A 15721-nucleotide genomic window follows, 5' to 3' on the forward strand; every position below is an offset into this window, starting at 1 on the left:
TCCCTGATTTTTTCTGATTTGATACAAAAGATACCAAGCACGTTAAAGTATTGTTTATTATGAGTAATAAGATGTATTTTGTATTTTTATTGATTTGTTTTAGTTTCAGTTTAAATGCTCAAGAATCCCGAAAAGTTGAGCTACTGAACTTCGACTGGCGTTACCAGAGTAATGATGATCAATTCGATCATGTTATTGGATTTGATGATTCTGACTGGCAAATTGTTCAATTGCCCCACGATGCTGGCATCTCAGGGGATTTTGATCGTAACAATTCGGATGCTGGAAACGGTTGGAGACCGCGAGGACAGGGATGGTATAGAAAAACTTTCGCAGTTAATGAAAGCTTTAAAGGTAAAAAAGTTTATATAGAATTCGAAGGTGTTTACCGGGATGCGCGAGTGTGGTGTAATGGCAAATTTGTCGGACAAAATTCGAATGGATATCTTGGTTTTGAGCTGGATATAACTCGGTTTATAAAATTCGGTCAGGAAAATTTGATCGCGGTACATTTTGACAATAGGGAGAAAGAAACTTCCCGATGGTATACTGGTGAAGGAATCTATCGCCACGTTTGGCTTAAATTTGTAAATCCAGTTCATGTTCCTAAAGATGGAACCTATGTAACTACTCCTATTATTAAGCCCGATAAGGCAATTGTTTCAGTACAAACAGAAGTTGTAAATCAATCGAGTTACTTATCAAAGATTACCTTAATATCAGAGATAGTTGATCCTCAAGGAAAACTAGTAAGTTCTTTTAAATCGATTGCGGAAATAGATCCGGGTGAACTTTATAAATATCCTCAGGAAATTGAGGTTCCCAATCCTCAACTTTGGGATTTGAGAAAACCAAACATGTATACACTTGTTTCAAAGGTTCTCGATGGAGAAACGGTTTGTGATGAGTATAAAACAACCTTTGGAATTCGGGAAATCCTCATGACACCGGATCAAGGACTTCTTTTAAATGGGAGAAAGATATTCGCCAAAGGAGGAGATATCCACCATGATCTATTATGTCTGGGGTCTGCAGCCTTTAAACGAGGATACGAGAAACATTTGCAGGAATTGTTGGATATGGGCTGTAATTCAGTCAGATTGAGCCATAATCCACAGGCACCTGTTTTGCTTGATTTATGTGATAAAATGGGAATACTGGTGATCGATGAAGTTTACGATAAATGGACCTCTCAGTATTATGGAGGAGAGGTAGCATTCTCGGAAGTATATAAGCAGGACTTAACCCGATTTATACGTAGAGATCGTAATCATCCCTCTGTCTATATCTGGAGTGTTGGAAATGAAGTATTAAAGCAATTGGGTGTTTGGGATCAGAAATTTGAACGGCCGGAGGATGCATCCGACTTTGGAGTAAAAGTACTCAAAGACTTGGTATCGCACACTCATCAGCTCGACCCTTCCCGAAAAGTTACTTGTGCTTTGTTCCCTTTGCGCGAAACGGGATTCAGAGAATGGAAATTTCAGGGGACTCACGAGGAATTTTTAAAAAAGACACCACCTCCAATGGCATTTCACATGGATGTTGTTAGTTGGAATTACACTGAAAATATGTTTGGGATTGATCATGAGAACTATCCTCAAATGATGTTTATTGGGAGTGAAATCGGGACAAATTTGGGACATAAGAATCGAGAAATACCTTGGTTCGAAATGGATACAAGTTATGTTATCGGGGCCTATTATTGGTCGGCATATGCTTATCTTGGTGAATCGCCTTGGCCCGCTAAGGGCTGGGATAGGGCTTTCTTTGATTTAGGGGAAGAAAAGACACCCATCGGATATATGTTTCAGAGTTTTTTCGATTCTGAGCCAATGGTACATATCATGGTATATGAACAGGATGCAGCTTTATTAAAAGCTTGGGACGAGCAATATCGTGACAAGCGATGGAGTTGGTATCCGATGTCAGATCATTGGAACTGGCAAAAGCACAAAACAGTCAAGATTTCGACTTTTACCAATTGTGAAGAAGTTGAGTTATTTCTCAATAGTAAATCTTTGGGAAAGAAAAGGCTCGTTGATTGCAATAAGAAAATGATGGACTGGGATGTTCCATATGAAGAAGGGGAGTTAAAAGCAGTTGCCTACAGAAACGGTGTAGTTGTCGCCGAACATACGATTAAAACATCGGGCGCCCCTGCGCGAATTGTTCTGGAACCAGACCGGAGTGAGATCAGCGCCGACGGTTTGGATCTTTCGTATATCAAAGTTAAGATTATAGATAAAAAGGGCGTAGTTGTTCCAACCGCTGACAGGTTGGTTGAATTTGAAGTCAGCGGTGCAGGCACGCTGGCTGGTGTTTCCAGTAGCGATGTGAACAGCAACGAGTTGTTTCAGTCAAACACCCGTTCTACCGTTAAGGGTAAATGTTTGTTGGTGGTACGTGCGGGAAGAGAAGGGGGAACTATAAAAATTATCGCGAAGGCGAATGCACTCTCCCCAGCTAATATTGAGATATCAGTATCGAATTAACATTAAATCACATGTTTTAATGAGCAATTAATTAAAAATTAACTGAGGAGGTTATCCAAAAGGTCAACAGAATTTTAAATTAACACTTGAAAGTTCACTCCAGGCAGAACCCCGGGAGATTAGAGCCTCCATTTATCCCCCCAATAAGCCTTTTGACAATGACGATAGAACTGGATATTTTCTTTGCATTTACTGTCTATATGATGAAGAGTTGATCGTTTATTAACAGTGTTTCACAAAAGGCAGAACTAACAAGATTCAGAACGTTTTTATTAGAAGTGTTTTCAATCAATCACCACTTTTTATTTAAAAGTGAAATGAAAACTAAATCCAAATGAACTGTTGTTTTAACCGACGTTATTTCAATAATAAAAATTGAGCTATTGCTAACTAAATAAAATTTCAAAAATGAAAAAAGGACCTCTAAAGGTGTTGGTGTTTTTACTCATAATCGAATTTGTATTCTTTAATGTAAAAGTTTATGGTCAAGCTACCAATTCACATGTAAATCGGATTCTTGGCAAACCCGGAGATGTGGAATGGGTTCAGGACATGCAGGTTATACTTGGTATCGGCCATATGCCAGATAGCAAGATACATATTGACGAGTGGATGCGTGATATGGATTTTGATTTTAACGACTGGTGTATGAGCGGGCAATTGAAATACACCGACACGTTGAAGACATATGGAATCTATTCCTCGGGAGCTCAATACCAGTGGACGTCGTTTTGGGATTCAGAAACTCCATGGATTAAAGGAAAAGAAAGAGAAACGCTGATAGAAAAAGGTGTTGGTATCGATATTCATGGAAAGCAGACGATTGGCGATGTAGTATGGGGGAAACGATACTCAATGTGTCCGTCCCGTCCAGCCTGGAAGAATTTTTTAAATGAAGAAAACCAACGACTTTTACCCTACTACGGTGCCATAAACCTGGATGTATTTCGTCCTTGGAAAGGAGGGCAGGGCTTTTGCCCCGAATGTCAGGAAATATTCCGGGGTTACGTCAAGACGCACTATTCTAAAGAATTAATAAAAGAGATGGGTATCAACGACTTGGTGAAGTTTGATATGATAGAATATATTAAAGATGTCTATAGCGGGAAGGAGACTCCAGAAATGCGGGATGATCCGATTATTAGGGCATATATATTGGCTCAGAACTTGTCCCAGAAAAAGCATATGGAGGACTTTATAAAGGAAATACATATTGCAGAAAAGAAATATGGACGTTCTATCCCGGTGACAGGTAACGCAAAAGGATTGCTTTGGTCGGCTACAAATGATTTTATCCAAAATGAAATTGATGTTACACAAGGATATTTTCGTTATCCTCATTATCATCTGGCCGCGTCAACGATAAAGTTGTATCAAGCAGTTGGAGGGAATAAGAAGCCAGTTTGGTTGCGGGGAGGAATCTATGACCGCATCCCTAATCCGGGGAAACGTTATGGACTTGAAATTCCCTTATATGGCCAGGTGTTTCAGGATCTGGCATATGGAGAAGCATTTGCAAACGGTGCGGTACGTGTCTTCAACCTTACCCATGAGGAAGGAGGTACAATTATGCCGAAAGGTGAATTTCGCAGCCCATTTTATAATCGGTTTATCGATTATTCAAACTTGATCCATGACCACAGGAGTGCTTTTCAAGATCGTGAAAATATCGGGGAAGTTGCATTAATATATCCTTTTAGTACAACTTTATGGGAGAGTCCCGGTGTTTTCGATTTTGGTAATTCGACCACTAGTCAGCGGTTTGATGCGTGGGGTCAGTTTCTTGACGAATCACATATTCCTTATCAGGCCATCGTGTTGGGACATCCCGAATTGCTGCCTGACACTAATCTGTATGATCAGTTGACTCGTTTTCGGGTTGTAATAATTCCAAATGCAGTTTGTTTGACCGAAGAGCAGGCAGCAGCGATTCGTGATTATGTCCGCAATGGAGGCGGTTTGGTGTGGACAGGAGAACTTGGAATCAGAAATGCCAACTATGAGTTGTACAATGACACATTGCTGAGTGATTTGCCTAGACTTCCTTTTGGTTATTACGGCAAAGGGCGTGTAGCAGGACTTTATGAAGACGATTTACGATTTGGCAAGAAGAGAATGGAAAATTTAGAGGTTGAGCACCAAGATTACCATACCATGGAGGTTGCGATGGGATGGGCTGGTAATGGAAGGAGACAAATTGAAACAAATGCCAGCCCAGGGACTCAATTCAATTTTTGGTTGGCCGAAAACCGTCTAAGTGCAAGTCTTCATATGGTAAACTACGATGTAGATCTGACTCACGATTATGTATGCCCACAGCGGGATGTTAGGGTGAAAGTCCGCATGCCGGAAAATTTAAAATCTTTTGACCGGGTCACGCTGGTTTGCCCTGGAGAAGATGATCGGGAACTGAGCTATTCAAAAGAAAACGATTTCGTATTATTCACGATACCAGAGATACGTGTTTGGTCCATGGTTGTGTTTTCATCAGGGGATGAACAAGGTGCAGCGACAGCACTTGCAAATGCAAGGAAACAGATTCGCAAGCATGTTGTCCTCAATGCAGATGTCTCTGATTGGTTAGAAGAATATGAAAGAGTGTTCTCTATATACTCATCAGGCGATTATAGCAGAGCTGTGCGTGATGCAAGAATTCTTGAAAAAGAGGCTTACTTATTAAAGCGTAAATAGCATTTCAAAAAAATACAATGTAAGTAAAATCCTATGAGTGTGGTTGTGCCCGTATCATAGTGATAATTGATTATAACTTGTTATTCAATGTTGACTGCAACGAAAAATGTGTACAGCGTGAAAGACTATTTGTTTAAAAAAAATAATTTATCGATGTCAGCTAAAATTTTGTCGGAGAAAAATATAGTTATTATCGGTGGTACCACCGGTTTGGGGCTGTCTGCCGCTAACGCTTTTATTGAGAATGGAGCCAATATAGTTGTTGTGGGCAGAAATGAAGAAAGTGTGGTTGAAGCGCAATCCCAGCTGGGCAGCAAGGCAAAGGCTATTGTTGGTAATGCAGTGCACCCATCAACGGCCATTAAAGCCATAAAAATTTGCATTAGTAGGTACGGAAGTTTTAGCGGCCTTTATCATGTGGCCGGAGGTAGTGGGCGAAAACTTGGAGATGGTCCGTTGCATGAACTAACCCTCGAAGGCTGGAATAGCACCTTGGAATTGAATCTTACTTCTCTGATGCTATCCAATCAGGCAGCAATTAAACAATTCTTAAAGCAAGGAACACAAGGCACGATTTTAAATATGGGATCTGTTTTAGGTTATTCCCCTTCACCTCAATTTTTTTCAACTCATGCATATGCTGCAGCAAAGTCTGCTATCATTGGCTTCACCAAATCAATCGCGTCATTTTATGCTAAAAATAATATTCGGGTTAATGTGATTGCACCAGCATTGGTAGAAACTCCAATGGCTCGGCGGGCAGCGGAAGATGATATAATCTTGTCATTTATTAAGGCCAAACAGCCTTTGGATGGTGGGCGCATTGGGCACCCGTCTGATTTGGATGGATTGTCTGTTTATTTCATGAGTGATCAGTCGAAATTTACCACAGGGCAGGTTGTCGCTGTTGATGGTGGTTGGACTATTAGTGAAGGACGTCCATAAACCTTTCTTGACTAGTTTGTATAATTCAAAAAGACACAATATGTCAGAAATAGCAATTGGAATAGACTTGGGGGGGACAAGAATAAAAGCAGTAGCCATTGACAGGCTCGGAAAGATTTTAGTTCACTATTATCATCCCACAAATGACAATGATGGTGCCACGTGGAGGAATGCCATTAACCTAGCTGTTCAACAGATTAAAAGTAAGCTTCAAGTTACGAATCTAGTTGTCGGCATTTCAGCGCCTGGAATACCTAATGGAGGCAATTCGGCAATTTCTTTTATGCCAGGTCGTTTGAGTGGTCTGGAGAATTTCAATTGGTCTGAGTTTTTGCAAGTCCAGACTTTTGTTTTAAATGATGCCATTTCTGCAATGCTGGCAGAGACCAGATTTGGAGTAGCAAAAAATATATGCAATGTGATTATGTTGACACTGGGAACAGGTGTCGGAGGAGCCATCCAAATAGAGGGAAAACCTTACCAAGGAGCTTTTAACAAAGCTGGGCATATTGGTCATATGGTTATTGATAGTGGTGGTGATGTTGATGTAACTGGAATGCCTGGTAGTCTGGAAGATGCCATCGGAAATTGTACTATTGAGAGGAGGACTTTCGGGAAGTTCAGTTCGACGCGTAAACTTCTGGATGCATATAATCGAGGAGACCGTTTTGCCGGAGAAGTTTGGAATACTTCTGTGAGAAAATTAGCGATTGGCCTAGCTTCTCTTACGAATATTCTTTCCCCCGAAATGATAATACTTGGTGGTGGTATTACTGAAGCAGGAAGCGACCTGTTTGATCCACTGGAAGAATACATGACCCAATATGAATGGCGTACAGGTGGCAGCAAAGCATTGATTGTGAAGGCTCAATATGGAGATTTGGCGGGAGCTGTAGGAGCGGCTTGCTTTGCAATGGAGAGTAAAATCAGTTAAGATTAAAATTATAAGTAAAACGAAAATGAATATTACAGAAAATTATCTACAGAAATGTGACGAGATTCTGGCGACAGTAAAAGCACAGCAGGAGCAAATTAGACAAACCGCTCAGATTTTTGCAGAGACAATACTGGCGGGAAGAATGGTACATGTTTTCGGGAGTGGACATAGTCGAATTTTGGTTGAGGAAATGTGGCCGCGATACGGTTCCTTCCCCGGGTTTAATCCAATTGTTGAGTTGTCGCTAACTTTTCATAACTTGGTGGTTGGCGCCAACGGACAACGGCAGGCGATGTTTTTGGAAAATGTAAGTGGGTTAGCGGATAGAATTTTGCGGAATTTTGACCTTAAGGAAATTGACACTGCCCTAATAATTTCTTCCAGTGGATGTAATGTGGTTCCAATAGAAATGGCAGAATTGTTTAGAGAGAAAAAAATAAAGGTAGTTTCAATTATTACCAAAGAACATTCCGCAAAATCCATCAGTAAACGTAATGATGGGAAAAAACTAGGGGATTTCTCCGATCTGATTCTGGATACTGGAGCTCCGGTTGGCGATGCCATGGTATATGTTCCTGGATTGGATACACCTGTTTCTCCGGGATCAACAATTGGGGGGGCTCTAATCATAAATTGTATCAAAGCGGAATTAGCGGCGCTATTAACTGCTGCCGGACAGCCTCCCAAGGTTCTAAGTGGAGCGGTGGTGGTAGGAAATGAAAGAGCTGTTTCTTTGTTCGAAAACGCTTACGACGAGCATGCGCATCGCATTGCAAAACTGTATGAAAACGTTGGAAAATCTTCGAGCTAATATAACGTGAGTTTTGGATATAAACAGCTATTAGTTAATAACTTATGATAGTTTAATAGAGATTGTATTTAAAAAAATGGGAGCTTTTAAGTGCAAAACATAAAACAAAGCTCCCATGACAGAAAATTTGGAACTAAAATTAATTGAAATTTTTTGTTGTGCCGATGATTTCTGCCAACAATTTGAGAAAGAAATAGAGCATAAATTAATACCCGTGGTATTGCAAAACAAAAAATCCAAAGTCCCCTGCGGGTTATCAATGAGTGAGATGATGGCCGTTGAAATGTTTTACCATTTACAGGGGAGCAAATGTTTCAAATATTATTACAGGTACTTTGTAGAGGTACACCTGAAAGGCTATTTTCCAGGCTTGCCTTCCTACAACCGTTTTGTCCAACTCAAACCCAGGATGCTGCTATACCTTTTTTGTTTTTTGCTGGCCTGCAGGATGGGGGCAGTTACCGGAACTTATTACATTGATTCGGCCAAACTGGTGGTTTGCCATAACCTGCGGATACATTCGCACAAGGTTTTTAAAGGGCTGGCCAAAAGGGGGAAGACCTCGACAGGTTGGTTTTTTGGCTTGAAACTGCATTTGGCCATCAACCAGTTTGGGGAGATTGTTTCCTTCATTATAACCCCCGGAAATGTGGCGGACAACAACCTTGAATTGGGCGTCAAGCTATGTAAAGGTCTGTGCGGAAAGCTTTTCGGGGACAAAGGCTACATTAGTGAAAAGCTCCGGGAAGCATTGGCAAGACAAGGGCTCCTGTTGATTACAAAAACCAAAAAGAACATGAAAAATAAGTTAATGTTTTTCGAAGACAAGAGGTGGCTGCAAAGCCGGGGGGTGATCGAATCGGTCATCGATCTGCTAAAGCATATCTGTGATATAGAGCATTCAAGACACAGAAGCCCGGTAAATGCGATGGTCAATGTCCTGGCAGGCCTTGCTGCATACTCGTTCCTTGACCATAAACCATCGGTTAAAAATAAGAATATAAGGTTCCGGGAGTATTTATTCCTGAACTATTTACCATTAGTCGCTTAACCCAAAACTCACGTTAATATAGTAATCTAAACAGAATTCAATGACTCACTTTTTCAATCCTACAAAAATTCCATTGCTGGCAAAAACAGATATCCTTGTGATTGGTGCAGGTTCATCAGGCTGTGTTGCTGCTTTGGCAGCAGCCATGCAAAAGAAGTTTTCTGTGATGCTCGTTGAGCGTTATGGTTTTCCTGGAGGATCCTCCACTCAAATGCTTGATACGTTTTATGGATTTTTCACCCCAGGAATCAGTCCCCGAAAAATTGTTGGTGGTTTGCCAGATGAGGTAGTGAATGAGTTGGATAAAACTAATGATATTTTTTTGCGACCCAATACATATGGTGCAGGTACGGGTGTTAATTATAATCCAGAAAGGTTGAAGTTGGTATGGGATAAAATGATTTCAGAAGCTGGGATAAATTATTTACTGCATACCTCCCTGGTTGACGTGATCGCAGAAGAAAAAGAACGGACAACCTGTATCTTCTGGAATAAGTCAGGTTTTTATAAAGTAATTGCCCGAAGGGTAATAGATGCTAGTGGCGATGCGGATTTTTGTTCTTTGTCAGCTTGTCAAATTGAACTGGCTGGGGAAAAAGAACCGGCTCAAAGTATGACAACTATCTTCCGGATGTGTAATGTTGATCAGCAAAAATTTGAAAAGGCAGGCGGAAACAAAATGATGAAAGAAAGAATGGCCGATGCCTTCGAAAACAAAACTCATTTGTTACCAAGAAAAGAAGGCTCATCTCATCAGATGTGCCAACCAGGCTGCATTTCTACAGTGGCTGTAAAAGTTTCAGAATTGAGTGCCTTGAAAATTGAAGAATTGACTAAGGCAGAGATTGAAGGGAGGAAACAGTCGTTTGAATATGAAAGATTTTTTCGAGAAAAAGTCCCAGGATATGAAAATTCAAAGATAATTGGATTATCACACCAGATAGGTGTTCGAGAAACCCGCAGGGTATATGGTGAGCATCGTCTTACAAAAGAGGAGTGTCTGGCTGGTGAAATACCAGAAACGTCTGTATTATTATGTGGCGCCCCAATTGAGGACCACCGGAAAGGGGAAAAAGGTGAAGACGAAACTTATTGGGAATATATTCCAGGCACAGGTATTTATGGAGTTCCTTATGGAACTCTTGTTCCTCGTGATAGTAACTTGACCTGGGTGATAGGTCGTTGCTTTTCAGCCACGCATGATGCTCACGCTTCTTGCCGTTCGATGGCTCAGACGATGAGTATGGGACAAGCCGCAGGTTTGGCAGCAATTCAATCATTGAGTAAGGATTGCGATGCAAACGAAGTAGATGTTAAAATACTAAGGGAGAACCTGGTGAATCTGGGTCAAATTTTGGAGGTACCTGATGTGATAGCGGAAACAGGTAGAGATGGTTGGAAATATAATTTTAGTAAGAAAAACGTTTTATAATAATGAAAACGCCGTTTGTCCGAACCGTGTTAGCGGATATACACCCAGAACAGATGGGTCTGACATACTCCCATGAACACATAGTAATAGAGGAAAGCTTTGTAACCATGAGTAATCCGGAATTTATTCTGAATGATACAGAACGGATTAGATCAGAACTAAACGAATTTTATAAGTATGGTGGGCGGTCGATGGTGGATACCATGCCGGCTGCTTGTGGAAGGGGTATTTTGAGATTAGCTGAGATTTCCCAGAGTACAAATGTGAATATAATCGTACCAACGGGGATTCATCATGAAATTTATTATCCACCCAACCATTGGCGATATCAATTGACGGTCGACGAATTGACAGATTTGTTTGTTAGAGACATAACTGAAGGTATTGACTTGCTTGACTATAGCAGCCCAATTGTAAAAAGGACTGCTTACAAGGCAGGTATGATTAAACTGGCAACCGGTGATGAGAAAATTACTGACCATCAGCATAAAATATTTGAAGCGGCGGTAAACGCTCATTCTGCAACTGGAGCTCCCATTCTAACACATACCAACGGAGGAAAACTGGCAATGGAACAAGTCGAATTGTTTTCGAAGTTGGGCGCAAATCTTAATCATGTCGTTATTTCCCATGTTGACAAACAAAAAGATCTCTCGTTTCATCACGATCTGATGCAAACAGGTGTTTATGTTGAATATGATAGTCATTTTCGTTTCAAAATGAAGAAGGATAATTGGACTTATGTTCTGCTTGAAAATATGTTACCTCATTATGCGGAACGAATTGTTGTAGGAATGGATATGGCGAAAAATACTTATTGGCGTTCATATGGAGGAAAACCTGGGTTAATATATTTGTTAACTGAATTCTGGCGCGAATTAGAAACACGAGGGCTAAATATCTATTTAGGAAGCTTATTTTTCTCCAATCCACAAAAGCTTTATTCATTTTGGGATAAAAATGGATAGGTATAAATTGGCAATCACTGTTGATTACTATTAAAAATTTCAAAAAATTCAGATTTACAAGTGTTTTGAAAAGTTACCTTATCACCGGCATTTTTGGTCAGAAGTAATAGTTCTGAAAATAATCAAAGAAGGATATGAATTTTTATTGTTCTTCAATGCTAAAGACTGTTTTGAGAAACAAACAATATATGATTATGTTGGACGTCAAAGGAGCGAGTAACGAAAACTCTAAGTTACTTAGAAAGGCACGAAAGTGTTATAATGTTCTTCGCAAATATAATTTCTCACGATCCTTGGTTTTCAAGTGTGAGAGTTGGTTCAATCAAGAAAGAAGGGCTGGTTATGGTTCTGGTTGCATTGGGTTGACATTCCGCGTCTATTTTTAAGGTAAGCTGAGTCTAAAATACACTATAGAATCAATTTCTTGGTTTTTTAAGTCTATATCTAACGATTTCATTCATTCTATATAAAATTTACCAGACTTCGTAATAATGGATGTTAGAAAATGGGAATTTATTGAGTGAATCGGGAGAAGAATTCTGGGAATAAATAGTATTTATCAAATGAGTGAATAGTCGTGAAACCACTCTGGAGTTGGTGAAAATAAGCTAGATGTACTTAAAAGTCTCACTTAAATAGTTGTAGAGTAGAGGAAAGACACAAAGTACCGTAGAACTTAATTGATTGTAAATACGCGTTGAAAAATATTTGAAAGTCGGAAGTTGGAGAATAATTAATGAATAAAATTTGATACCTAATTATAAAAACCAAAACTTGATAAAATATGAAGTAAAAACGGATTTCAAAAAAACGATGGATGAGCCAACATCCACCGGAAATTACTAAGATTAAATTGAGTTAATAATTTTAATCAGTACAAATTTATGAAAAAAAATCACTTGCAGAAGGGTCCCTTTAGGAGGTACTTGGAGCATCTATTGTTAATTACTAAGCTAACTGTTTTTTTGTTATTTTCAGGGCTGATGACTGTGTCGGCATCGATTTATTCTAATCAAACAAAACTGACGTTCGATTTGAAAGAAGCATCGTATTTGGACGTGTTTCATCAGATTGAGGAAAACAGTGAATTTGTATTTATCTACAAGAATGAAGTAGTTGATCTGAAAAAAAGAGTGGATTTAAAGATTGAGGATTCATCAATTGAAGTAATCTTGGACGAGTTGTTTAAAGATTCCGGGATACACTATGAGATATTAAAGAAACAGATAATTCTGACACCGGACCGAACAATCCCGGCTCGAGTCCAGGAGAGGATCAATGAAAACTCAGAGCAGCCAAAATCAGTAAAAAGAACATTGTCTGGAAAAGTGACTGACATAACTGGTGAACCCATTCCGGGGACTTCAGTTATTGTAAAAGGGACAACTACCGGAACAATAACAGATTTTGACGGAAACTTTACATTAGAAATCCCGGATAGTGCAACTACAATCGTTTTTTCATTTGTGGGTTTTGAAAAACAAGAAGTATTAATTGGTACTTCAATGTTTTTTAATATCGTCCTGAAGGAAACTACTGTAGGAGTTGAAGAAGTTGTTGTGGTAGGATACGGCGAACAAAAAAAGGAAAGTGTTGTTGGGGCGATCTCGCAGGCTACAGGGGACCAGCTGCAGAAGATGAATGTACCTGAGGTGGCCAATTCCCTAACTGGTTTGATCCCCGGTATGGTAACCATTAAGACTTCGGGGTTGCCCGGTGGTTTTTCTCCGAAGGGAGGTGGACAAAATTACGATGCAAGTACCCAGATTTTTCTTCGGGGTCAGTCCACCTGGAACGGTGGAAGCCCTTTGGTACTTGTTGATGGGGTTGAACGTTCGATCGATGATGTTGACCCGAACGAAGTTGAGAGTATCTCGGTGTTGAAAGATGCGTCGGCAACTTCGGTTTTCGGTGTAAAGGGGGCCAACGGAGTTATTTTGGTGACTACTAAACGGGGTGACGAGTCCAAGGCGCAGATCAATTTTGATGCGCAGTACACGATGTCTTTTATATCTAAGATTGCAAGTCCCATGAACTCGTATGATGTGAATGAGCTTAAGAACCGTGCTATTCAGAACGAGTTGGCAGTCAATCCACCTTCGTGGGACTTTTATACGCCATACCGTTACCTGCAGTATTATAAAACTCAAGAATACCCTGAGCTTTTCCCGGATGTGAAATGGCGTGATTATATGGTAAAGGATATCGCCTCATCTTACAAAATGAGTGTGAATGTCGCCGGGGGGACCAAGTTTGTGAAATATTTTGGGGCGTTGAGCTATACCCACGAGGGGAGTATTATTGACGGAAAAGACCTAGGCACAGGCTACAAGCCATCGATGAACTTTGACCGTTTGAATATTCGCAGTAACCTTGATTTCCAATTCACTCCTACTACCCGCGTAGCTTTGAATCTTGCCGGGAGCTACGGACGTCAGTCGGATGTTGCCGCTTATAGTAACAACTGGCGAATTTGGTCCGGGGTTTACCTTCGCCCGCCTGACTCGTTTCCGGTGCAATATTCGGACGGTACTTATGCCGACGATAATTCGGATTTCCCGAACCCCTACGTGTTGTTGAATTTTGGGGGCATTGATTATTTCAGCCGGGTGCAGTTTTCGACGGACATCAAGTTGACGCAGAAGTTGGACATGATAACTAAAGGCTTGTCCGCTGGGGCAAGTGTATCATACGATAATAGGTATTCATCCCAGGGACCCCGGGTTGGCAGCTCTAATATCCAGACTAAATGGATCGATAAGGAGGCTGTGGATGATTTGGAAAACATCGAATTGTACACACACTGGAACACAATTATTCCTAAAACTGGTTACCGCTGGGTTTTAAATCCGACCACATGGAGTGGCGAAGAGTTTAATTCAAACAGCCGGAGGTTGTTTTACGAGTTCCGTTTGGAATATGCAAGAGATTTCGGGAAACATGCCATTTCGGCCCTCGCGCTAATGAACCGTAACGAAGGTGCTTCCGGTTCCGGTTTTCCGAACAAACGTGAAGACTGGGTCGGACGTGTAACCTACAACTTCGGCACGAGGTATTTTTTCGAAGCCAATGGCGGCTACAACGGTTCTGAAAAATTTGACCGGAAGTACCGTTTCGGATTTTTCCCAAGTTTGGCGGCAGGTTGGATGGTCTCAAACGAAAAATTTTTCCAGGATGCTCTTCCGTGGTGGAACCGCCTGAAGGCTCGTTATTCGTTAGGTTGGGTAGGAAGCGATGATGGGATAGATCGTTGGCTTTATGTGAACAGCTGGAATGTTTACGATAAGAGCTGGATTTTTGGCATTCCTACGGGGCAACCTTCTGGCTACTTTCTCTCGGAGGAAGGAGATATCGCAAACCCAGATATACGATGGGAGACTGCGCGGAAGCAAAATCTTGGTTTTGACATGGGTTTTTTCAATGATAAGATTAAGGCCAGTATTGAGCTCTTCAAAGAGAATCGAGACGGGATGTTGATAAAAAGTGCGGACAGAGCGAACTATGATCTTTTCGGGGCAAACCTTCCCCCGGGAAACCTCGGGAAGACAGAAACAAAAGGCTATGAAGCGGAGTTAAAATACGACACGCGTTTTCGTAACGGGATATCATTTTCTCTACAAGCTTCGCACGGATATGCCAAGGATCGTATTATCTTCAAAGATGACCCTCAACTTCGTCCTGATTACCAAAAGGCCGCTGGTTTTGCCATCGGGCAGACCAGGGAATATCTGAGTGCGGGGGTGATCCAGTCTTGGGACGAGTTATACACTACGGTGCTTGATGCGTCTAATGCGAACAGGTTGCCGGGAGATTTCAAGAGCGTTGATTTTAACGCTGACGGAGTCATTGATGCTAAGGATCGCGTACCTTACGGCTATCCTTCTCGTCCTGAACATAACTACACGTTCACGATAGGAGCAGGTTACAAAGGGTTTTCGATCAGCGCAATGTTCTACGGAGTATACAATGTGACAATAGATGAAGGCTACTACACCATATGGCCATATAACGTGTATTCGGTTGCTTTCCCCTGGCATCGGGACGATTCATGGAGCCCTGAACGCGGACAGACTACTTCTGCGTCCCTTAACGCTATCCGGTACAAATCCACCAAGCAAACATCTGGTTTTGCGCAATATAATTTGATTGACGGTTCATACCTGAAGCTCCAGAATGTTCAACTTGCTTATAAACTGAACAAGGCACAGTTGAAGAAAGTTGGAGTTGGTAGTTTGAGCCTATATGTTACGGGGTATGACCTGCTGTTTTTCTCTAAGCTGAGAGAGAACCGCGAAGGGCCCTCCAATCCGGGCGGTGGAGGAGTCTATACCTCTTACCCGCTAATGAAAAGGATTACTTTCGGGTTGAAGGTAGGATTGTAACAACTAAAT

The 15721-nt window shown here is 41.1% G+C and carries 9 protein-coding genes; all 9 read left to right on the plus strand.

The genetic code is table 11. The features are described from left to right. Nucleotides 1-59: 59 nt before the first annotated feature. The 9 genes from AC6H3C_RS03380 (at nucleotide 60) to AC6H3C_RS03420 (ending at nucleotide 15712) form a co-directional block, all read left to right on the plus strand. Entirely contained in the window at nucleotides 60-2495 is a 2436-nt protein-coding gene (locus tag AC6H3C_RS03380; protein WP_497519239.1) for a glycoside hydrolase family 2 TIM barrel-domain containing protein, read from the plus strand. A 408-nt stretch (nucleotides 2496-2903) separates the two neighbouring features. Continuing rightward, nucleotides 2904-5186, plus strand: coding sequence for a beta-galactosidase trimerization domain-containing protein (locus AC6H3C_RS03385; protein WP_497519241.1), 2283 nt, complete (start codon nucleotides 2904-2906; stop codon nucleotides 5184-5186). A gap of 117 nt (nucleotides 5187-5303) precedes the next feature. Further along, nucleotides 5304-6131 carry an SDR family NAD(P)-dependent oxidoreductase gene (locus tag AC6H3C_RS03390; RefSeq protein WP_497519242.1) on the plus strand — a complete coding sequence of 276 codons (828 nt, stop codon included), beginning with the start codon at nucleotides 5304-5306 and terminating at the stop codon, nucleotides 6129-6131. 40 nt (nucleotides 6132-6171) lie between these two features. Then, nucleotides 6172-7065 carry an ROK family protein gene (locus AC6H3C_RS03395; RefSeq protein WP_497519244.1) on the plus strand — a complete coding sequence of 298 codons (894 nt, stop codon included), beginning with the start codon at nucleotides 6172-6174 and terminating at the stop codon, nucleotides 7063-7065. 25 nt (nucleotides 7066-7090) lie between these two features. Beyond that, complete coding sequence (locus tag AC6H3C_RS03400; protein ID WP_497519245.1) at nucleotides 7091-7879, plus strand: sugar isomerase domain-containing protein; 789 nt, start codon at nucleotides 7091-7093, stop codon at nucleotides 7877-7879. Between the two features lie 115 nt (nucleotides 7880-7994). Further along, on the plus strand, nucleotides 7995-8930 hold the full coding sequence (locus tag AC6H3C_RS03405) for an IS982 family transposase (RefSeq protein ID WP_497516243.1): 936 nt from the start codon (nucleotides 7995-7997) through the stop codon (nucleotides 8928-8930). A gap of 40 nt (nucleotides 8931-8970) precedes the next feature. Next, on the plus strand, nucleotides 8971-10362 hold the full coding sequence (locus AC6H3C_RS03410; RefSeq protein WP_497519247.1) for an FAD-dependent oxidoreductase: 1392 nt from the start codon (nucleotides 8971-8973) through the stop codon (nucleotides 10360-10362). A gap of 2 nt (nucleotides 10363-10364) precedes the next feature. Further along, complete coding sequence (locus AC6H3C_RS03415) at nucleotides 10365-11330, plus strand: phosphotriesterase family protein (protein WP_497519248.1); 966 nt, start codon at nucleotides 10365-10367, stop codon at nucleotides 11328-11330. 1034 nt (nucleotides 11331-12364) lie between these two features. Then, nucleotides 12365-15712, plus strand: a complete 3348-nt coding sequence (locus AC6H3C_RS03420) for a TonB-dependent receptor (RefSeq protein WP_497519249.1) — start codon at nucleotides 12365-12367, stop codon at nucleotides 15710-15712. Nucleotides 15713-15721: the final 9 nt, after the last annotated feature.

This window comes from Gaoshiqia sp. US2, from assembly GCF_059705485.1.